We start from the raw sequence: 18,874 nt of genomic DNA on the forward strand, positions 1-18,874 counted from the left end.
GATCGGGAGCGTGCAGAACCTCCCGAAAGGCGCGAACGCCTCACTCCCGGCCGGTCCCGTCACGGTGCGCGTGACGGCGGCCGCCCCCGTCGACATCTCGGCGTTGCTGGTGGCCGAGGGCGGCAAGGTCCGCGGCGACGCCGACTTCGTGTTCTACAACCAGCCCACCGCGAACGGCGTGCGCTACGACCCGGCCGGCGTCGACGTCGACCCCGGTTCGGTGGACGCCGCCGTGCAGAAGGTCGTGGTCACCGCGAGCCTCGACGGCCGCGGGCCGGCCACGTTCGGCGCGCTGGGCGGGTTGCGGATGGACGTCGCGGTCGGCGGGCAGCCGTTCGCGGTCTTCGAACCCGACGGCCTCGGCCCCGAGACCGCGCTGCTGTGCGTGGAGATCTACCGCCGCAACGCCGAGTGGAAGGTGCGGGCGGTCGGGCAGGGTTACGCCAACGGGCTGGCCGGGATCGCCGCCGACTACGGGATCACGGTGGAGGAGGAGGCTCCCGCGGCCGCTGCGGAACCCGCCGCCCCGTCGTCGGGGAAGATCAACCTGGACAAGGGCCGGGTCTCGCTGCAGAAGCGGCAGACCGTCTCCCTGGTCAAGACCGGTGCGCCCGCCCTGCGGCGCGTCGCGATGGGGCTGGGCTGGGATCCCGCCGCGTCCGGCCGCGACATCGACCTCGACGCGTCCGCGATCGTCGTGGACGGCCGCGGCAAGAAGGTGGAGGCGGTCTGGTTCATGAGCAAGAGCGCCTACCGCGGCGCCATCGAGCACTCCGGCGACAACCTCACCGGCCACGGGGACGGCGACGACGAGACGATCGTCGTGGACCTCTCCCGTCTCCCGGCCGAGGCGGCGGCGCTGGTGTTCGTCGTCAACTCGTTCCAGGGGCAGAAGTTCACCGACGTCCGCAGCGCCTACTGCCGGCTGATCGACCTCGACACGAACGCCGAGCTGGTGCGCTTCGACCTCACCGACTCGGAGGCCCGAACCGGCGTGATCATGAGCGTGCTGCACCGGAGCGGTGACGCGTGGGACATGACCGCCGTCGGCGAGTTCCAGGACGGCAAGACCGCCCGCGCGATGTACGGCCCGGCGGAGAACGTGGTGCGCGGATTGCGGTGATCGCCAGAGATTGACGAGGCGCAGGCCACATGCAAACGTGCGCAGAGGCGCGTCCGTGCCATCCCTCGATGCCGAGAGGACCTTTCATGGCCACTGCGAACAAGGTCACCGTCATCCCCTGCGGGGCGATGACGGCCGACCTCACCTGGCTGCTGATCAAGCCCGGTCTGTCCATCACCGACCGGCACCACAAGGACGCCCCACCGCCGTGGGTGGACGTGCCCACGCACTGCGTCCTCGTCGAGACCGACGAGGGCAAGGTCCTGTGGGACACCAGCTGTCCGAGCGACTGGGAGGACCGCTGGGCCCCCACCGGTCTGCAGGACTTCTTCCCCTACGACAAGGTCTCCGACGACGAGTACCTCGACGCGCGGCTGAACGCGATGGGCGTGGGGCTCGACGAGATCGACTACGTGATCCTGTCGCACCTGCACTTCGACCACGCCGGCAACGCGCAGATGTTCAAGAACACCAACGCCAAGCTCGTCTGCCACGAGCGGGAGAAGGACTTCGCGTTCAACTTCGAGGGCCCGTTCAACGGCGCGCACCTCAAGGCCGACTACGAGGGCCTGGAGTTCCAGACCGTCTCCGGTGACACCGACTTCCTGCCCGGCATCCGGCTGATCGAGACGCCCGGCCACACCGTCGGCACGATGTCGATGCAGGTGGACCTGCCCGACACCGGCACGATGATCTTCACCTCGGACGCGGTGTACATGGGCGACAGCTACGGCCCGCCCGCCACGCCGGCCGCCATCGTCAACAACCTCGAGGACTTCTACGCCTCGGTGGAGAAGCTGCGTGGCATCCAGGAGCAGACCGGAGCGCAGATGATCTTCGGGCACGACGCCCAGCAGATCCATCAGCTGCGCGTGGGCCCGAAGGACTCGTACACGTGACCTCCATCGAGCTGAGAGAAGAGACGATCTTCACCTGGGGTGCCCCGCCCCTGAAGTTCGGCGCCGGCGCGGCCGACGAGATCGGCTTCGAGATGTCGCAGTACGGCGTGCGCCGCGTGCTGATCGTCACCGACCCCGGGATCAACGCGATCGGTGCGCCCCAGCGCATCGCCGACAACCTCAAGCGCTACGACATCGACTCGGAGATCTTCGACGGCGTGCACGTCGAGCCCACCGACGACTCGATGAACAAGGCCGTCGAGTACGCCCGGGTGCAGGGCGAGTGGGACGGCTTCGTGGCGGTCGGCGGCGGGTCGGCGATCGACACGGCCAAGGCGATCAACCTGCTCACGTCGCACCCCGGCGAGCTGATGGACTACATCAACAAGCCGATCGGGGCGGCGAAGGCCCCGCCCGGGCAGCTCAAGCCGCTCATCGCGGTGCCCACCACGGCGGGCACCGGCTCGGAGTCCACCGCGATGTGCGTGCTGGACATCCTGTCGATGAAGGTCAAGACGGGCATCAGCCACTGGCGGCTGCGCCCCACCCTGGCCGTGATCGACCCGCTGCTCACGATGTCGCTGCCCGCCGAGGTCTCCGCGGCGTCGGGCATGGACATCGTCTGCCACGCCGTCGAGAGCTACACGGCGCGCTACTACACGAGCTTCGATCGCAAGAAGCCCGAGGAGCGCGTCACCTACTGCGGCTCGAACCCGGTGTCGGACCTGTGGTGCGAGAAGGCCATGGGCCTCATCGCCACGTCCTTCCGGGCCTCGGTGCACGAGGGTGCGCTCGAGGACCGCTCCAACATGATGATGGCCGCGACGTTCGCGGGCATGGGCTTCGGCAACTCCGGCGTGCACATCCCGCACGCCAACGCCTACCCCATCGCGGGCATGGTCAAGGACTACCGCCCGGCCGGCTACCCGCAGGACGAGCCGATGGTGCCGCACGGCCAGTCGGTGTCGCTGACGGCGCCGGAGGCGTTCCGGTTCTCCTTCGAGAGCGCGCCGGAACGGCACCTGGCGGCCGCACGGATGATGGACCCCGACGCGGAGAAGCACAGCGACCCGAGCGAGCAGCTCCCGTCGGTGCTGATCCGGCTGATGCGCGACATCGGCATCCCGAACGGGATCGGCGGGGTCGGCTACACCGAGGCCGACGTCCCCGACCTCGTCCCTGGCACGATGAAGCAGGCCCGCCTGCTCGCCACGTGCCCGAAGACGCCGACCGAGGACGACATCGCCGACATCCTGACGAAGTCCGTCGAAAATTGGTGACTGTGCGCGGAAATCAGTACCAGGGCACTGATTTCCGCGCACGACCCCCCGGAGGGTGCGCTGTGCCGATCTACGTCTTCAAGTGCGGGGAGTGCGGGCTGCGGTTCGAGGAGCTGACCAGCTTCGACGCCGACGCGCCCGGCTGCCCGTCGTGTGCGGGGGGCACCCGCAAGATCCCCGCCGGGTTCAGCCTCGGCGGCCAGGCGAACGCGGGGCTCGCGAAGGAGCAGATGCCCCAGACGTGGCGCGGCACCTTCAACGGCAGCCGCGAGTACGTCACGGGCCTGCGCAGGCAGTGGGACCGGCGGCAGAGCGTCGAGGCCAAGCACCCGGAGCTCGCGGGCGACCAGCGGCCGATCATCGCGCACGAGGGCCGCTACCACGACGTGCCGCTGCGGGCGGGGGACACGCCGCTCGGTGGGGCCGCCGGTCACGGGCACGGCCATGGCCACGGGCATGCGACCCCTGCGCCCAAGACCACAGGGGGTACGGGAGGTACGACCGCCGCCGGTGGCACAGACTGATCCTGTGCTGACTTCCGACGTCACCGACCTGAACGCCGCGCTCGACAAGGCGGTGCGCGGCCGGGTCCGCTTCGACACCGCCTCCCGCGCGATGTACTCCGCCGACGCGTCGAACTACCGGCGTGTGCCGATCGGCGTCGTCGAGCCGGTGGACACCGACGACGTCGAGGCGGCGGTGTCGGTCTGCTCCACCTACGACGTGCCGCTGCTGCCGCGCGGCGCGGGCACGTCGATCGCGGGGCAGGCCGTCAACACCGCCGTGGTGCTGGACTTCACCAAGCACCTGAACGGGATCACCGCGCTCGACCCGGAGGCCCGGACCGCCGACGTCCAGCCCGGGCTCGTCCTCGACAAGCTCCGTGACGCCGGGCGTCCGCACGGCCTGACGTTCGGCCCCGACCCGTCCACCCACAACCGCTGCACGCTCGGCGGCATGATCGGCAACAACGCCTGCGGATCGCACTCGGTGGCGTGGGGCAAGACGGTCGACAACGTGCACGCGCTCGACGTGCTCACCTACGGCGGGGAGCGCCTGACGCTCGGTCCGGGCACGCCGCAGACCGGCCGGATCCCCACCGCGCTGCGCGACCTCGGCAACCGGTACGCGGAGCTGGTGCGCACCGGGTTCCCCGATCTCACCCGCCGGGTCTCGGGCTACAACCTCGACCAGCTCCTGCCGGAGAACGGCTTCGACCTCGCCCGCGCGCTGGTCGGCACCGAGGGCACCTGCGCCACGATCCTGGGCGCCACGGTGCGGCTCGTCGAGGCTCCGGCCGTGCGCGCGCTCGCTGTACTCGGCTTCCCCGACGCCTACCTCGCCGCCGACAACGTCACCGTCGTGCGCGCGCTCGGCCCGTTGACGATCGAGGGGATGGACGCAGGGCTGATCGCGGCGCTGCGCGCATCCAATCCGGTCGAGACGGCGTCGGGCATGCTGCCCGAGGGCGGCGGCTGGCTCTACGTCGAGACGGGCGGTGACACCCGCGCCGAGGCCGAGGCCGCGGCGCAGGCCGTGGTCACCGCGATGAAGCCGTACACGCAGAGCGCGCTCGTCGTCAGCGAGCCGAAGCAGATGAAGGCACTGTGGCGCATCCGCGAGGACGGCGCCGGCATCGTCACGCGCTCCCCGGACGGCGGCGAGGCCTGGCCCGGCTGGGAGGACGCCGCGGTGCCGCCGGAGAAGTTCGGCGCCTACCTGCGCGAGTTCGACGCGCTCATGAGCCGCCACAGGCGCCGGGGCGTCTACTACGGCCACTTCGGCGACGGCTGCCTGCACGTGCGCGTCGACTTCGACTTCACGTCCAAGGCCGGGATCGCCGACTTCCGCAGCTTCATGGAGGAGGGAGCCGATCTCGTCGTCGCGCACGGCGGGTCGCTCTCGGGCGAGCACGGCGACGGCGTCGCGCGCGCCGAGCTGCTCCCCCGGATGTACCCGCCGGAGATCATCCGGGCGTTCGAGGAGTTCAAGGGGATCTGGGACCCCGCGGACCGGATGAACCCCGACCGCGTCGTGCGGCCGGCGAAGATGGACGAGGACCTGCGCGTCTTCGTCGGCCTGCCCACGATGAAGGACCAGCCGATGCTCGCCTTCGGCCACGACCGCGGCTCGTTCACCCGCGCCACCCGTCGCTGCCTGGGCGTGGGCAAGTGCGTCACCGAGAGCGGTGGCGTGATGTGCCCGAGCTTCCGCGCCACCGGCGAGGAGATGCACTCCACCCGCGGTCGTGCCCGGCTGCTGTTCGAGATGGCCAACGGTCAGGTGATCAAGGACGGCTGGCGGTCGCCCGAGGTGGCCGAGGCGCTGGACCTCTGCCTGTCCTGCAAGGGATGCAAGCGTGACTGCCCCGTCGGCGTGGACATGGCCTCGTACAAGACGGAGTTCCTGGCCCAGCGCTACAAGGGCAAGGTGCGCCCCGCGTCGCACTACGCGATGGGCGCGCTCCCGCGCTGGATGGGCCTGGTCGGCAAGCTCCCCGCGCGGGCGGTGGACGCGCTCAACGCGGTGGCTCGTTCGCCGTTGGCGGCGGTCGCGAAGAAGCTGGGCGGGATCACCCCGGAGCGCTCGATCCCCCCGATCGCGCGCCTCCCCTTCACCGCGTCGCGCCGCACCTCCCCACTCGGTTCGCGCGGGCGCGTCCTGCTGTGGCCCGACACCTTCACCAACCACTTCGACCCCTCCATCGCCGTCGACGCCGTCGCCGTGCTGGAGAAGCTCGGCTACAGCGTCGAGCTCCCGCCCCGTGCCGTGTGCTGCGGGTTGACCTGGACGTCCACCGGGCAGGTCGAGACCGCGCAGAAGGTGCTGCGGCGCAGCCTGCGCACGATCGCGCCGTGGCTGTCCGAGGGGATCCCGGTCATCGGGCTGGAGCCGTCGTGCACCGCGGCGCTGAAGGCGGACGGCCCCGAGCTGCTTCCCGACGAGCCGCTCGCCGCGTCGCTGTCGACGGGGGTGCGCACGTTCGCCGAGGTGCTCGCCGAGCACGCCGACGAGCTGCGCGACGCCGTCGTCACGCCCGGCGGCCGGGCGCTGGTGCAGGTGCACTGCCACCAGCACGCCGAGATCGGCACGGACGCCGACGCGACGGTCATGACGGCGCTGGGCATCGACGCCGAGGTCCTCGACTCGGGCTGCTGCGGCCTCGCCGGCAACTTCGGGTTCGAGAAGGGCCACTACGAGGTGTCGATGGCGTGCGCGGAGCGGGTGCTGCTGCCGGCCGTGCGCGCCGCGGACGCCGACGTGGCGGTGCTGGCCGACGGCTTCAGCTGCCGTACCCAGCTCCGCCAGGCCGGCACCCGCGAGCCGGTGCACCTGGCGCAGATGGCGGCCACGGCCCTCGGTCTCCGATAGCGGGTCCTCGCAGACCGGCTGTCCTCCGCGCAGAGGTCGTGGACCCTGCGCGGAGCACACGGGGTCTGCGAGGACCGGCGGATCTCCCCGTTCCGCCACGAAGTCGGCTACGGCCCGGCCATCCTGGGCGCCATGGATCTCCGGAGGCCGGGGGTGAACCTGCGCGCGTCGCTGCTCGCGTCCGGCACCACCGACCGGGAGCGGCGCCGCCTGCGCCGCACCGGCGACATCGTTCCGGTCCGGCCGGGTGCCTACGTCGCCGCCGAGGAGCTCGACGGAGCGATCGCGGCGCATCCGCACGCGGCCCGCGCCGCCGTGGCGCAACTGGTGCCCGGCTCGGTGCTCAACCACGTCACGGCCGCCACTCGGCCCGGGGCGCCCCGCGGGGGGTGCCATGATCGACGCATGACCTCACGGGCGCTGGTGCTGGGCGGCGGCGGCATCACCGGGATCGCCTGGGAGCTGGGCCTGCTGGCCGGGCTCCGCGAGCTCGGGGTGGACCTCACCGACGCGGAGACCGTGACCGGTACCTCGGCCGGATCGGTGGTGGGCGCCCAGGTAGCCACCGGCGTCGACGTCGACGAGCGCTACGCGGCCCAGCTCGTGCCGCCCGACGGTGAGATCGCGGCGACGATGGGCCGGAAACTGCTGTTCCGGTTCGCGCTGGCGGTGATCGCCGGTCCGCGCTCGCCGGAGAAGGTCCGCGCCCGCCTCGGTGCGCTGGCTCTGCGCACGACGTCGGTGCCCGAGCAGGAGCGCATCGACGTCATCGGGCGGCGCCTGCCCGTCCAGGAGTGGCCGGAGCGGCCGCTGCGGATCACCGCCGTGGACGCGCACACCGGCGCGTTCCGCGTGTTCGACCGCGACTCCGGTGTGCCGCTGGTGCACGCCGTCGCCGCGAGCTGTGCCGTGCCCGGCGTCTGGCCGCCCGTGACGATCGGGGACACCCGCTACATCGACGGCGGCATGCGCTCGCCCGTCAACGCCGACCTCGCCGCCGGGGCCGAGCGCGTCGTCGTCCTCGCGCCCGGCACCCGCGGCATCGGGCCGCTGGAGGGTCTCGACCCGCAGGTCGAACGGCTGCGTGCGGGCGGGTCGACCGTCGCCGTCGTGAGCCCGGACGCCGCCGCGCTGGCCGCGATCGGCCGCAACGTCCTCGACCCGGCCCAGCGGGCGGCGTCCGCGCGGGCGGGACGGGCCCAGGCGGCGTCGGCCGTCTCACAGGTCCGGGACGTCTGGACGGTCTGAGAGCGGGTACCCCATCCTCATGGCACAGGTACCGAACATCCGCTTGAACAACGGCGTCGAGATCCCGCAGTTCGGGTTCGGCGTCTTCCAGGTGAAGCCCGAGAACACCGCGACGACCGTGCGGGCCGCGTTCGACGCCGGCTACCGGCACATCGACACCGCGCAGATGTACCAGAACGAGGAGCAGGTCGGGCAGGCCATCGCCGCGTCGGGCATCGCCCGCGACGAGCTGTTCATCACCACCAAGCTCAACAACGACAGCCACGGCGCCGACAAGGCCGCCGCGGCGTTCGACGAGAGCCTTCGCAAGCTCGGCCTCGACCACGTCGACCTGTTCCTCATCCACTGGCCGCGGCCGGGCGAGAACAAGTACGTCGAGACCTGGGGTGCGTTCGAGAAGATCGCCTCGGACGGGAAGGCGCGCGCGATCGGCGTCTCGAACTTCCAGGTGCCGCACCTCGAGCGGCTCGCCGCCGAGACGGGCACCGTGCCGGCGGTCAACCAGATCGAGCTGCACCCGTACCTCCCGCAGGCGGAGCTGCGCGCGTACCACCAGGAGCACGGCATCGCCACGGAGGCGTGGAGCCCGATCGGCGGCCAGGGCGGCGACCTCCTGCACGAGCGGAGCATCGGCGCGCTGGCGGAGAAGTACGGCAAGTCGCCCGCGCAGATCGTGCTGCGCTGGCACATCCAGCTGGGCAACATCGTGTTCCCGAAGTCGACCACCCCGTCGCGCATCGTGGAGAACATCGACGTCTTCGACTTCGAGCTCTCCGCCGACGACGTGGCCACGATCGGCGAGCTGGACAACGGCACCCGCACGGGCCCGAACCCCGACGAGTTCGGCTGATCGGTCCGCCCCGCACTGCGGGCCGGGCGGGTCACCCCTAGCGTGGCGCGACATGTTGGCAATCACCGATCATGCGGCCGAAGCCATCAAGTCGCTCACCACCGAGGCGGAACTCCCCGAGGGCGGGGGCCTGCGCATCGCCGCGCCGGACCCGGACCAGGGCCTGGAGCTCTCGCTCGCGGGCAAGCCGGATGCGGACGACGTCGTCCTGTCCGGTGACGGGGTGGCCGTGTTCCTGGAGCCCACCGCGGCCCAGGTGCTCGACGACAAGATCCTCGACGTCCAGCCCGTGCAGGGTGCGGACGGCGAGCAGGAACTGCGGTTCGCGATCGGACCGCAGGAGCAGTAGCCGGGGGTAGGGCGGGGCCGGGGCCCGCCCTACTTCTCTGTCAGCTTCCCGTCCGCCACCGACCAGTGCCGGGTGGTGCGCACGCTCTCCAGCATGCGGCGGTCGTGGGTGACGAGCAGGACCGTGCCGCCGAAGCCGTCGAGGGCCTGCTCCAGCTGCTCGATGGCGGGCAGGTCGAGGTGGTTGGTGGGTTCGTCGAGCACCAGCAGGTTCACCTCGCGGGCCTGCAGCAGCGCCAGTGCCGCGCGGGTGCGCTCGCCGGGGCTCAGGGACTCCGCGGGCCGCGGCGCGTGCTCGCCGGTGAGCCCGAACTTGGCCAGCAGCGTGCGGACGTCCGACTCTGCCCAGTCGGGAACGGCGTCGCCGAACGCCCGAGCCAGCGACTCCGGCCCGAGGAACAGCCCGCGGGCCTGGTCGATCTCCCCGACCCGCACGCCCGAGCCGAGCCCGGCCGTGCCGGCGTCGACGGGAATACGGCCCAGCAACGCGCCGAGCAGCGTGGTCTTGCCCGAGCCGTTGGCGCCGGTGATCACGATGCGGTCCGCCCAGTCCACCCGGGCGTCGACGGGCCCGAGCGTGAACGACCCGCGGTGCACCACCGCCCCCGACATCGACGCCACGACGGTGCCCGAGCGCGGTGCCGCGGCGATGGTCATCCGCAGCTCCCACTCCTTGCGGGGCTCCTCGACCACGTCGAGGCGTTCGATCATCTTCGCCGTCTGGCGGGCCTTCGCGGCCTGTTTCTCGCTGGTCTCGGCGCGCTTGTTGCGGCCGATCTTGTCGTTGTCCGGTGACTTGCGACGCGCGTTGCGCACGCCCTGGGCCATCCAGTTGTGCTGCATCTGGGCACGGTCCTTGAGGCCGCCGAGCTTGCTGTCGTACTCCTCGTAGGCCTCGCGCGCGTGCCGGCGGGCGACCTCGCGCTCGGCGAGGTAGGCCTCGTAGCCACCGTCGTAGACACCCACCTGCTGCTGGGCGAGATCCAGCTCGACGATGCGGGTGACGGTGCGGGCGAGGAACTCCCGGTCGTGGCTGACGATCACTGTGCCAGCTCCCCGCCCACCCCGAAGCCCCTGCACGAACCGCTCCAGCCGCTCCAGCCCGTCGAGGTCGAGGTCGTTGGTGGGCTCGTCGAGGAGCAGCACGTCGTAGCGGGACAGCAGCAGGGCGGCGAGTCCGGCACGGGCGGCCTGGCCGCCGGACAGGGCCGTCATCGCGACGTCGAGGTCGACGGCCAGCCCGATGTCGGCCGCCACCTCGGCGGCGCGCTCGTCGAGATCGGCGCCGCCCAGGGCGAGCCAGCGGTCGAGCGCGGTGGCGTAGGCGTCGTCGGCTCCCGGGGCGCCCTCGCCCAGCGCCTCCGCGGCGGCGTCCATCGTGGACTGGGCCTCGGTGACGCCGGTGCGCCGCGCGAGGAACGCCGCGACCGTCTCGCCGGGGCGGCGGTCGGGCTCCTGCGGGAGGTGCCCGATCGTCGCCTCCGGCGGGCTGACCGAGATCGACCCGTCCTCGGGATCGAGCTCGCCCGCGAGCATCCGCAGCAGCGTGGACTTGCCCGCGCCGTTCGCTCCGACGAGACCGATGACGTCGCCGGGGGCGATCACGAGGTCGAGCCCGGCGAACAGGACGCGGGCGCCGTGGCCGGCGGCGAGATCGGTGGCCTGGAGAGTGGCGCTCATAGCCGGTCCAGGCTACTGCTCCGCTGCTGCGGGCCCGACCGGCGCGGTGCGAGTGCTACCTCGTGGTGGCGAACGAGCTCACGCAGTCGCCCTGGTTCTTGTACTTCCCGGCCGGGAAGTTCGTCTGCCAGCCACCCGCCTTGCAGTCGTCCTTGGTGTAGACCCGCGGGTCGAAGTCGATCGTCAGGCCGCCGGCCACGAGGGCGTCGGCCGCGGCGATGAGTCCCGCGTTGCCGGAACCCTGGTTGATCCCGACGGAGATGATGACCGCGTCGGGGTTGGCGGCGAGCACGTCGGACCACAGCCGGGTGTCCGCGCCGAAGGTCGCGGTGAACGGTGCCGCCGGTCGCGTCGTCCACCAGCGCCCCTGCGCGGCGTCCCACGTCTGCCACGTGTCCAGCTTCAGCGCGGCCGACCCGACCGTGTAGTAGGGCTCGTAGACCAGCGTGGTGTAACCGCCGGCGGCGGCGCCGTTGAGATCGACCTCGACGTTGAGCGCCGGGTACTGGAGCGGGGAGGCGGTGCTGGCCGACGAGCGGTAGGTGGCGTAACCGATCCTCGTGGCGAACGTGCTGAGCAGGGTTCCGGCGGCCTGGGTGGAGACGGCCTGGGCCTTGTCGTTGCTCGCCGGTGTGGAGAGCTCGAGCGAACCGGTGCCGAAGCCGGCCGGTGCCCCGAAGGTGGTACCGATCGCCACCGTACCGGTGTCGCGGGTGGCCCCCGGGGTGAAGGTCGACGTCGGGCTGATCTCGGTGACGACCGTGGTGGCGGCGCTGGCGGGGGCGGCTGCCACCGTGACGCCGACCGCGGTCGCGATCACCGCCACGATCGTTGCGATCCTGGTTCGTGCCATGGGGAGACTCCTGAGGGTCCGGCCCGCGATGGTGCGGGTACCGGCCCCCTTGTCGCTCCCGGCGGCCCGACCGTTTCAGGGACCGGGGGCCGGCCTCAGGGCAGCGCCAGGCGGTTGATCTTCCGCAGTACCTGCAGGTACTGCTTCCACAGCGGCCCGGTCGTGTACTCCAGCCCGTACTCCGCGCACAGTTCGCGCACCTCGGGTGCGATCTCGGCGTAGCGGTTGCTGGGCAGGTCGGGGAACAGGTGGTGCTCGATCTGGAAGCTCAGGTTGCCGCTCATCAGGTGGAACAGCGGGCCGCCGTCGAGGTTGGCCGAGCCGAGCATCTGACGCACGTACCACTGGCCGCGGGTCTCGCCCTCGAGCTGCTCCTCGTCGAACTGGACGGCGCCGTCGGGGAAGTGGCCGCAGAAGATGATCGCGTGCGACCAGAGGTTGCGCACCAGGTTGGCCGTGACGTTGCCGGCGAGGACCGGCAGGAAGAACGGCCCCGCCAGCGCCGGGAACACGACGTAGTCCTTCGTGAACTGCCTGACGACCTTCTTGCCGATCCCCTTGAGCTGTGTCCAGACCGTCTTCCGGTCCTTCTCGCCTGCGATGATCTTCTCGACCTCGAGGTCGTGCAGCGCCACGCCCCACTGGAAGAACGTGGCCAGCAGGACGTTGACCAGCGGGTTGAGCAGGTAGTAGGGGTTCCACTTCTGCTCGTCGGACATGCGCAGGATCCCGTAGCCCACGTCGCGGTCCTTGCCGACGACGTTGGTGTAGGTGTGGTGCATGTAGTTGTGCGAGTGCTTCCAGTGCTCGGCGGGGCTGGTGTTGTCCCAGTCCCAGGTGCTGGAGTGGATCTTGGGGTCACGCATCCAGTCCCACTGGCCGTGCATGACGTTGTGGCCGAGCTCCATGTTCTCCAGGATCTTCGACGCCGAGAGCATCGCGGTGCCGAGGATCCAGGCGGGCGGCAGGACGCCGGCGAACAACAGCGCGCGGCCACCGATCTCCAGGTAGCGCTGCTTGCGGATCACGGAGTGGATGTAGGCGGCGTCGGTGGCGCCGCGCTCGGCGACGATCCGCTCGCGGATCGCGTCGAGGCGGCGGCCCAGCTCCTCCACCTGCCCGGGCGTGAGGCTGGTGGCCTCGGGGGCGGGGGTGGAGGGGACCGGCTTCAGCGAGGGGCCGACGAGTGCGAGAGACATTCCTTCTTCTCCCTAGATGTCGAGGGTGGCGGGGCCGCTGGCCCCGGAGATGCAGGTCTGGACGAGGTCGCCGGGCTCGCCGTGGATCTCACCGGTGCGCAGGTTGCGGACCTGGCCGTCGCGCAGCGGCAGCACGCAGCCGAAGCAGATGCCCATGCGGCACCCGCTCGGCATGAGCACGCCCGCGTCCTCGCCGGCCTCCAGCAGGCTCGCGCCGCCGTCGACGTCGACCGTGGTGGCGCCGTAGGCGACGGTGCCGCCGCTGCCGCCCTCGCTGCGGACGGGCGGGGTGAAGCGTTCGAGGCGCACCTTCTCGCCCCAGCGCTGCTGCGCGGCGGTGAGCAGGGCGTCGGGGCCGCAGACGAACACCTCGCGGTCGGCGACCAGGCCGTCGAGCTCGGCCAGGTCGAGCCGGCCCTCGTCGGCGGTGTGCCGCACGACGAGCCGCAGGCCCGGGTGCAGCGCCGCGAGCAGCGTCAGCTCGTCGCGGAAGATCACGTCGTCGCTGGTGGGCGCACTGTGCACGAGCACGACGTCGGTCAGCGGGCCACGGGCGGCGAGCGTGCGCAGCATCCCCATGACGGGCGTGATGCCGCTGCCCGCGGTGAGCATGAGGAGCTTCGCGGGGGCGGGCGTCGGCAGCACGAAGTCGCCGGCGGCGTCCTCCAGGTGCAGCACGGTGCCGACCGGCGTGCCGTGCGCGAGCTGGGGCGAGACGACGCCGCCGGGCAGCGCCTGGACGGTGACGGTGAGCAGGCGCGAGTCCTCGTTGCCGTTGAGCGAGTAGGTGCGCCAGTGCCGCACGCCGTCGACGTCGACGCCGATGCGCACGAACTGGCCGGCCCGGTGGCCCTTCCAGCGGCGCCCGGGCTTGATGGTGAGCGTGGTGGCGCGCGCGGTCTCGCGGCGCACGGCGACGACCCGGCCGCGCAGAACGGTCTGCGACCAGAGCGGATCGACCAGCCCGAGGTAGTCCTCGGGCAGCAGGGGCGTGGTGAGCGCGGTGAAGGCTCGCAACATGACATCAGAACACCACAAAGTGATGTCACATGGCAAGTGGCATCAGCTGTTAAGATGTGTCACATGTCCACGGATACCCATGATGTCGAATGGCGGACCATCGACGAGCTGGCCCGCGTCAGCGGCGTCACCGTGCGCAACATCCGCGCCTACCAGGCCCGCGGTCTGCTCCCTCCGCCCGAGGTCAAGGCGCGTACGGGCTACTACGGCCCCGGCCACGAGGCGCGCCTGGAGCTGATCAAGGACCTCCAGGGGGAGGGCGTCAAGCTCGACACGATCAAGAAGCTGCTCGACACCACCGGTGGCTCCACCGAGCAGGTCGTGCACTTCATCCGCCGGATCCGGCAGCTGTTCGCGGCCGAGGACCGGCAGATCGTCAGCGTCGCGGAGCTGGCCGAGCGCTTCGAGGAGACCGACCTCTCCCACCTGCGGCGGGCCCAGAAGATGGGGCTGCTGCGCGAGATCACCGAGGACCAGTACGAGGAGATCAGCCCGCGGCTGATGGACTCCGCCCACGAGCTGTTCGGGCTCGGCATCCCGCTCGGGCGCTCCCTCGACGTGGTGGAGCAGCTGCGCCGGCACGCCGACGGCATCGCCAAGATCTACGTCGACCTGTTCCTCGGCGAGGTCTGGCAGCCCTTCGACGCGTCCGGCCGGCCGGCCGAGCAGTGGCCGCGCGTCTACGAGGTGATCGAGCAGCTGCGGCGCATCTCCGGCGACGCGATGCTCGCGGTGCTGGAGCTGGCGGTGTCCGAGCGGCTGGACACGACGTTCGGCCGCGACATCGCCCGCAACGTCCGCACCAGCACCCCGCCACCGTCGGACTGACCCGACGCGGGGCCCGGACCTGGAGAAGAGCCGGGGCGGGCGCCGGGGGATACCCCTGCGCCCGCCCCGTCACCGGTCACCGGGCTGGTCGAGCCCGGCTTCGGTGGTCTCAGCCCGCGAGTCGCGGGTAGTCGGTGTAGCCCTCGGCGCCGCCGCCGTAGAAGGTGTCGGGGTTGGGCTCGTTGAGCTCGGCGCCCTTCGTCCAGCGCTCGACGAGGTCGGGGTTGGCCAGGAACGGCCGGCCCACGGTCACGGCGTCGGCGATGCCGTCGGCGACGATGCGCTCGAGCACGTCGCGGTCGGAGTCGGAGCCGAAGCCGGTGTTGAGCACGAACGTGTTCGGCCAGATCGCCTTCAGCTTCGCGACGATCGGGTCGTCGGCCTCGGCCAGCACGTGCAGGTAGGCCAGGTTCAGCTCGGCGAGCTGGGCGACGAGGGTCTCGTAGACCGACAGGTCATCCTCGGAGACGTCGTTGAAGGGGTGTCCGGGCGAGATCCGGATGCCCACGCGGTCGGCGCCGATCGCGGCGACCGTGGCCTTCGCGACGTCGACGACGAAGCGCGCCCGGTTCTCGGGGCCGCCGCCGAACTCGTCGGTGCGGTCGTTCACGCCGTCGGCGAGGAACTGGTGCAGCAGGTAGCCGTTGGCGGCGTGCAGCTCGACGCCGTCGACCCCGGCCCGGACGGCGCGCGTGGCGGCGTCGGCGAACTCCGCGGCGACACCGGGGAGCTCGGCGGTCTCCAGCGCGCGGGGCGCGGGGAACGGCTTCATGCCGCCGGCGGTGAACATCTCGCCCCCGGGCGCCTTCGCGGTGGACGAGACGGACTGCAGACCGCCGTTGTTGTCGGGGTGCGCGATGCGGCCGACGTGCATGAACTGCACGACGAGCTGGCCACCGTCGGCGTGGACGGCGTCGGCGACGCGCTTCCAGCCGGCCTCGTTGGCGTCGTCGACGACGCCCGCGGTGTTGATGTAGCCCTTGCCGACCGCGGACGGCTGGCTGCCCTCGGTGATGAGGACGCCGGAGCCGGCGCGCTGGCGGTAGTACTCGACGGACAGGTCGTTCGGGGTGCCGTCCTCGTCGGCCCGGTTGCGGGTCAGCGGAGCCATCCAGATGCGGTTGGCGGCCTTCAGCGCCCCGGCGGTGATGGGCTGGAGCAGCGGGCTGTCGGGGCGAAGCGGTGTCGAAGTCACGTGAGAGTTCAACGAGGTGACCCGCGGGGCCCTTCCGGTCGGGCGCCGTGCCGATCATCACGGTTTAGGCTTCCCCGGTGAACCCGTCGACGATGCAGGCCCAGGTGGTGGTCGACGAGCTCGCCCGGTGCGGGGTCACCGACGCCGTGCTGTGCCCGGGCTCACGCAATGCGCCGCTCGCGTTCGCCCTGCAGGCCGCCGACGCCGCGGGCGTGCTGCGGCTGCACGTCCGCATCGACGAGCGGACGGCCGGGTTCCTCGCGCTCGGCCTGTCGCTGCGCTCGGGGCGTCCGGTGCCGGTGTGCACCACCTCCGGCACGGCCGTGGCGAACCTGCATCCCGCGGTGCTGGAGGCGTCGCACGCCGGGGTGGCGCTGATCGCGCTGACGGCCGACCGGCCGCCCGAGCTGATCGGCACCGGCGCCAGCCAGACCATCGTCCAGACCGGGATCTTCGGCGGCGCCGTGCGGGCGGCGTTCACCGGCGCGGGGACGGCGGCGCAGTACCGGTCCACGGTGGCCAGGGCCGTGGCGGCGGCCACCGGCGGCCGGCCCGGGCCCGTGCACCTCAACATGCCCTTCGCCGAGCCGCTGGTGCCCGACGGTCACGCGCCCGCGGGGAGGAGCGGTCCGTGGACCTCCGTCGCACCGGTGACGCAGGTGGCCCCGCCTCTGCCGCTCGATCCCACCGCCCCGACGCTGGTGGTCGCCGGTCACGGCGCCCCCGTCCTCGACGTGCCGGTGCCGGTGGTGGCCGAACCGTCGTCGGCGGGGTGGCCGGGCGCCGTCCGGACCGGGCCGTGGCTGCTCGACCGGCCCGAACTCCGGCCGACCCAGGTGGTGGTGGCCGGACGTCCGACGCTGCACCGTCCCGTCCAGCGGTTGCTCGCCGATCCCGCGGTGGCCGTGTACGCCGTGGCCGACGGCTCCCCGTGGACCGACGTCGCCGGCACCGTCCGCGCCGTCGGAGGCCTGCCCGCGCTCGACCCCGACCCCGCGTGGCTGCGCCGCTGGCGCGACGCCGACGACGCCGCGGCGCAGGCGCTGGACAAGGCGCTCGACCACCCCGGAGCCGTCATCGGGCTGCGCCTGGCCCGCGCGCTGGTGGCCGCCCTGCCCGACGGTGCTCAGCTGGTGGTCGGCTCGTCCAACCCGGTGCGCGACGTCTCGCTCGCCGCGGCTCCGCGCCCGGGGCTGACGGTGCTGTCCAACCGGGGCGTCGCGGGAATCGACGGTACGGTGTCCACCGCGGTCGGGGCGGCGCTCGCCCACGACGGGCCGGCGTACGCGCTGCTCGGCGACCTCACCCTGCTGCACGACACGACGGGCCTGGTCATCGGCCCGGACGAGCCCCGCCCCGACCTCGCCATCGTCGTCCTCAACGACTCCGGCGGCGGCATCTTCGGCCTGCTGGAGCAGGGCGCGCCGGAGCACTCAGGCGCGTTCGAGCGCGTCTTCGGCACCCCGCACACGGTGGATCTGGCCGCGCTCTGCGCCGCGATGAAGGTCGGCCATCAGGTGGCGGAGGTGGCGGACCTGCCCGCCGCCCTGGCGCCCGCGCCGGGCCTGCGGCTGGTGGAGGTGCGGGGCGACCGCAGCGCGCTGCGCGACGGCCACGCGGCCCTCCGCGCGGCGGTGGCAGCGGCGCTCGCCTGACGTCGCAGCGCGGCGGTCACCTCGCAGCCCGCCGGCGCGCTGCGACGTGACCGGGGCGCTGCGAGGTCAGCCCTCCAGCGCGTCCCGGACGGCCACCATCTTGGCCGCGGCCTCGCGCACCTCCACGTCGGGATCCGAGTCGGCCACCACGCCGCACCCGGCGATCAGGCGCGCGACCCGGCCGTCGAGCTGGGCGCAGCGCAGCGCGATGCCCAGCTCGCCGTCGCCGTCACCGTCGACCCAGCCGACGGGGCCGGCGTAGCGGCCACGGTCCATGCCCTCCAGCTCGGCGATCAGGTCGACCGCGGCCTTGCGCGGGGTGCCGCCCACCGCGGCCGTGGGGTGCACGGCCTCGGCGATCCGCAGCAGCGACGCCGGGTTGTCGGTGGGGAGCTTGCCGTACACGTCGCTGGCCAGGTGCGAGACGTTGTGCAGCGCGATCACCGACGGGGTGCCCGGCACCTCCAGCTCCGCGCACAGCGGCCGCAGGGTGTCGGCCAGCGACTCGACGGCGAACTCGTGCTCCTGGCGGTCCTTCGCCGACCCGAGCAGGCGCTCGGCCATGTCGGCGTCGGAGCCGCCCGGGCCGGGCCAGATCGTGCCGGCCAGCACCCGCGACGACACGGTGCCCGCGGTGCGGCGGATCAGCAGTTCGGGGGTGGCGCCGACCAGCCCGTCGACGGCGTAGGACCAGCACGTGGGGTAGCTGCGGGCCAGGCCGGCGAGCAGGAACCGGGCGTCGAGGGGCTCCTCGGCCACGGCGAGCAGGTCGTGGGCGAGGGCCACCTTGTCGAGCTCCCCGGCCCGCATCCGCCGGACGGCCTCGGCCACCGCGTGCCGGTAGCGGTCGGCGGGGAGGTGGCCGTCGGCGTAGCGCAGGGTGCCGCTGGGGCGTACGGGCGTGACCGACCGCATCGCGGTGGCGCTGTCGCCGTCGGCGAACTCGGTGACCCACGCCCGCCCGTCGCGACGCCCGACGAGCACGCGCGGGACCACGAGGACCGACCCCGGCGAGGAGTCGGCGAACGTGAAGCTGGCGAACGCGACCGGCCCCGTGCCCGGCACACCGACCTCGTCGTGGACGTCGACGCGGCCGGAGAACGACCGCCACCAGCGGTCGGCCTCGGCGAAGCGGTCGGGGCCGACGGCCGAGAACCGCGCCACCTCACCCCAGCCCACGAGACCGTCGGACCCCCGCACCCACGACAGGCCGTTCTCGTCGGGAAGCAGGTCGATCAGGTGGCCCGGGTCGTCGACGAGCCTGGTTCGCACGCCCAACCCGGTCGGTAGCGGGGCGATCGTCACTGTTCCGAGAGTAGGAGGC

Annotated in this window: 16 protein-coding genes; 10 read left to right on the forward strand and 6 right to left on the reverse strand. The window is 72.3% G+C overall.

Annotated features, from left to right (window positions below; translation table 11 throughout):
* Nucleotides 1-10: 10 nt before the first annotated feature.
* The 8 genes from BGP03_RS35535 to BGP03_RS35570 all read left to right on the forward strand — a co-directional run bounded on the left by BGP03_RS35535 (nt 11) and on the right by BGP03_RS35570 (nt 9,121).
* Nucleotides 11-1,123 (forward strand): TerD family protein, encoded by a 1,113-nt coding sequence (locus BGP03_RS35535; protein WP_298800997.1) that lies wholly within the window; start codon nt 11-13, stop codon nt 1,121-1,123.
* An 86-nt stretch (nt 1,124-1,209) separates the two neighbouring features.
* Complete coding sequence (locus tag BGP03_RS35540; protein WP_296373204.1) at nt 1,210-2,022, forward strand: N-acyl homoserine lactonase family protein; 813 nt, start codon at nt 1,210-1,212, stop codon at nt 2,020-2,022.
* Nucleotides 2,019-3,302 (forward strand): hydroxyacid-oxoacid transhydrogenase, encoded by a 1,284-nt coding sequence (locus BGP03_RS35545; RefSeq protein WP_296373206.1) that lies wholly within the window; start codon nt 2,019-2,021, stop codon nt 3,300-3,302. Before BGP03_RS35540 ends, BGP03_RS35545 begins: the two co-directional genes overlap by 4 nt.
* A gap of 62 nt (nt 3,303-3,364) precedes the next feature.
* A complete protein-coding gene (locus BGP03_RS35550; protein ID WP_298800996.1) occupies nt 3,365-3,826 on the forward strand; it encodes a zinc ribbon domain-containing protein in 462 nt (153 codons plus the stop codon).
* Between the two features lie 4 nt (nt 3,827-3,830).
* Nucleotides 3,831-6,674, forward strand: a complete 2,844-nt coding sequence (locus BGP03_RS35555) for an FAD-binding and (Fe-S)-binding domain-containing protein (protein WP_298800994.1) — start codon at nt 3,831-3,833, stop codon at nt 6,672-6,674.
* A gap of 132 nt (nt 6,675-6,806) precedes the next feature.
* Nucleotides 6,807-7,922 carry a patatin-like phospholipase family protein gene (locus BGP03_RS35560; protein WP_298800993.1) on the forward strand — a complete coding sequence of 372 codons (1,116 nt, stop codon included), beginning with the start codon at nt 6,807-6,809 and terminating at the stop codon, nt 7,920-7,922.
* Nucleotides 7,923-7,941: 19 nt separating this feature from the next.
* Nucleotides 7,942-8,772: an aldo/keto reductase gene (locus BGP03_RS35565; RefSeq protein ID WP_298800992.1), complete on the forward strand. Its 831-nt coding sequence runs from the start codon at nt 7,942-7,944 to the stop codon at nt 8,770-8,772.
* 52 nt (nt 8,773-8,824) lie between these two features.
* Complete coding sequence (locus tag BGP03_RS35570) at nt 8,825-9,121, forward strand: adhesin (protein ID WP_296373215.1); 297 nt, start codon at nt 8,825-8,827, stop codon at nt 9,119-9,121.
* A gap of 29 nt (nt 9,122-9,150) precedes the next feature.
* On the opposite strand, the gene BGP03_RS35575 is transcribed toward BGP03_RS35570, so the two are convergent.
* From BGP03_RS35575 to BGP03_RS35590, 4 genes are all read right to left on the reverse strand, one after another.
* On the reverse strand, nt 9,151-10,800 hold the full coding sequence (locus BGP03_RS35575; protein WP_298800991.1) for an ABC-F family ATP-binding cassette domain-containing protein: 1,650 nt from the start codon (nt 10,798-10,800) through the stop codon (nt 9,151-9,153).
* 55 nt (nt 10,801-10,855) lie between these two features.
* Nucleotides 10,856-11,653, reverse strand: a complete 798-nt coding sequence (locus BGP03_RS35580) for a hypothetical protein (protein WP_296373218.1) — start codon at nt 11,651-11,653, stop codon at nt 10,856-10,858.
* A 95-nt stretch (nt 11,654-11,748) separates the two neighbouring features.
* Nucleotides 11,749-12,852: an acyl-CoA desaturase gene (locus BGP03_RS35585; protein ID WP_296373220.1), complete on the reverse strand. Its 1,104-nt coding sequence runs from the start codon at nt 12,850-12,852 to the stop codon at nt 11,749-11,751.
* Between the two features lie 12 nt (nt 12,853-12,864).
* Nucleotides 12,865-13,872, reverse strand: a complete 1,008-nt coding sequence (locus BGP03_RS35590) for a ferredoxin reductase (protein ID WP_298800990.1) — start codon at nt 13,870-13,872, stop codon at nt 12,865-12,867.
* 63 nt (nt 13,873-13,935) lie between these two features.
* On the opposite strand from BGP03_RS35590, the gene BGP03_RS35595 reads away from it, so the two are divergent.
* On the forward strand, nt 13,936-14,700 hold the full coding sequence (locus BGP03_RS35595; protein WP_298800989.1) for a MerR family transcriptional regulator: 765 nt from the start codon (nt 13,936-13,938) through the stop codon (nt 14,698-14,700).
* Between the two features lie 109 nt (nt 14,701-14,809).
* On the opposite strand, the gene BGP03_RS35600 is transcribed toward BGP03_RS35595, so the two are convergent.
* Entirely contained in the window at nt 14,810-15,895 is a 1,086-nt protein-coding gene (locus BGP03_RS35600) for an alkene reductase (RefSeq protein WP_296373226.1), read from the reverse strand.
* Nucleotides 15,896-15,972: 77 nt separating this feature from the next.
* Here BGP03_RS35600 and menD point away from each other — a divergent pair, with 77 nt between their 5' ends.
* Nucleotides 15,973-17,550, forward strand: a complete 1,578-nt coding sequence (gene menD / locus BGP03_RS35605) for a 2-succinyl-5-enolpyruvyl-6-hydroxy-3-cyclohexene-1-carboxylic-acid synthase (RefSeq protein WP_296373228.1) — start codon at nt 15,973-15,975, stop codon at nt 17,548-17,550.
* 66 nt (nt 17,551-17,616) lie between these two features.
* Here the strand turns inward: menD and BGP03_RS35610 are convergent, their stop codons facing one another.
* The gene (locus tag BGP03_RS35610; protein ID WP_298800988.1) at nt 17,617-18,855 is read right to left on the reverse strand and encodes an isochorismate synthase; all 1,239 of its coding nucleotides are present in this window, start codon (nt 18,853-18,855) and stop codon (nt 17,617-17,619) included.
* Nucleotides 18,856-18,874 lie beyond the last annotated feature (19 nt).

The organism is Pseudonocardia sp. 73-21 (genome assembly GCF_001899645.1).
Lineage (GTDB): Bacteria > Actinomycetota > Actinomycetes > Mycobacteriales > Pseudonocardiaceae > Pseudonocardia.

What these genes read in the sequence shown, in the direction of transcription:
- BGP03_RS35540 (WP_296373204.1), top strand. Translation starts at nt 1,210, where the DNA reads ATGGCCACTGCGAACAAGGTCACCGTCATCCCCTGCGGGGCGATGACG.
- BGP03_RS35560 (WP_298800993.1), top strand. Translation starts at nt 6,807, where the DNA reads ATGGATCTCCGGAGGCCGGGGGTGAACCTGCGCGCGTCGCTGCTCGCG.
- BGP03_RS35565 (WP_298800992.1), top strand. Translation starts at nt 7,942, where the DNA reads ATGGCACAGGTACCGAACATCCGCTTGAACAACGGCGTCGAGATCCCG.
- BGP03_RS35570 (WP_296373215.1), top strand. Translation starts at nt 8,825, where the DNA reads ATGTTGGCAATCACCGATCATGCGGCCGAAGCCATCAAGTCGCTCACC.
- BGP03_RS35575 (WP_298800991.1), bottom strand. Translation starts at nt 10,800, where the DNA reads ATGAGCGCCACTCTCCAGGCCACCGATCTCGCCGCCGGCCACGGCGCC.
- BGP03_RS35580 (WP_296373218.1), bottom strand. Translation starts at nt 11,653, where the DNA reads ATGGCACGAACCAGGATCGCAACGATCGTGGCGGTGATCGCGACCGCG.
- BGP03_RS35585 (WP_296373220.1), bottom strand. Translation starts at nt 12,852, where the DNA reads ATGTCTCTCGCACTCGTCGGCCCCTCGCTGAAGCCGGTCCCCTCCACC.
- BGP03_RS35590 (WP_298800990.1), bottom strand. Translation starts at nt 13,872, where the DNA reads ATGTTGCGAGCCTTCACCGCGCTCACCACGCCCCTGCTGCCCGAGGAC.
- BGP03_RS35595 (WP_298800989.1), top strand. Translation starts at nt 13,936, where the DNA reads ATGTCCACGGATACCCATGATGTCGAATGGCGGACCATCGACGAGCTG.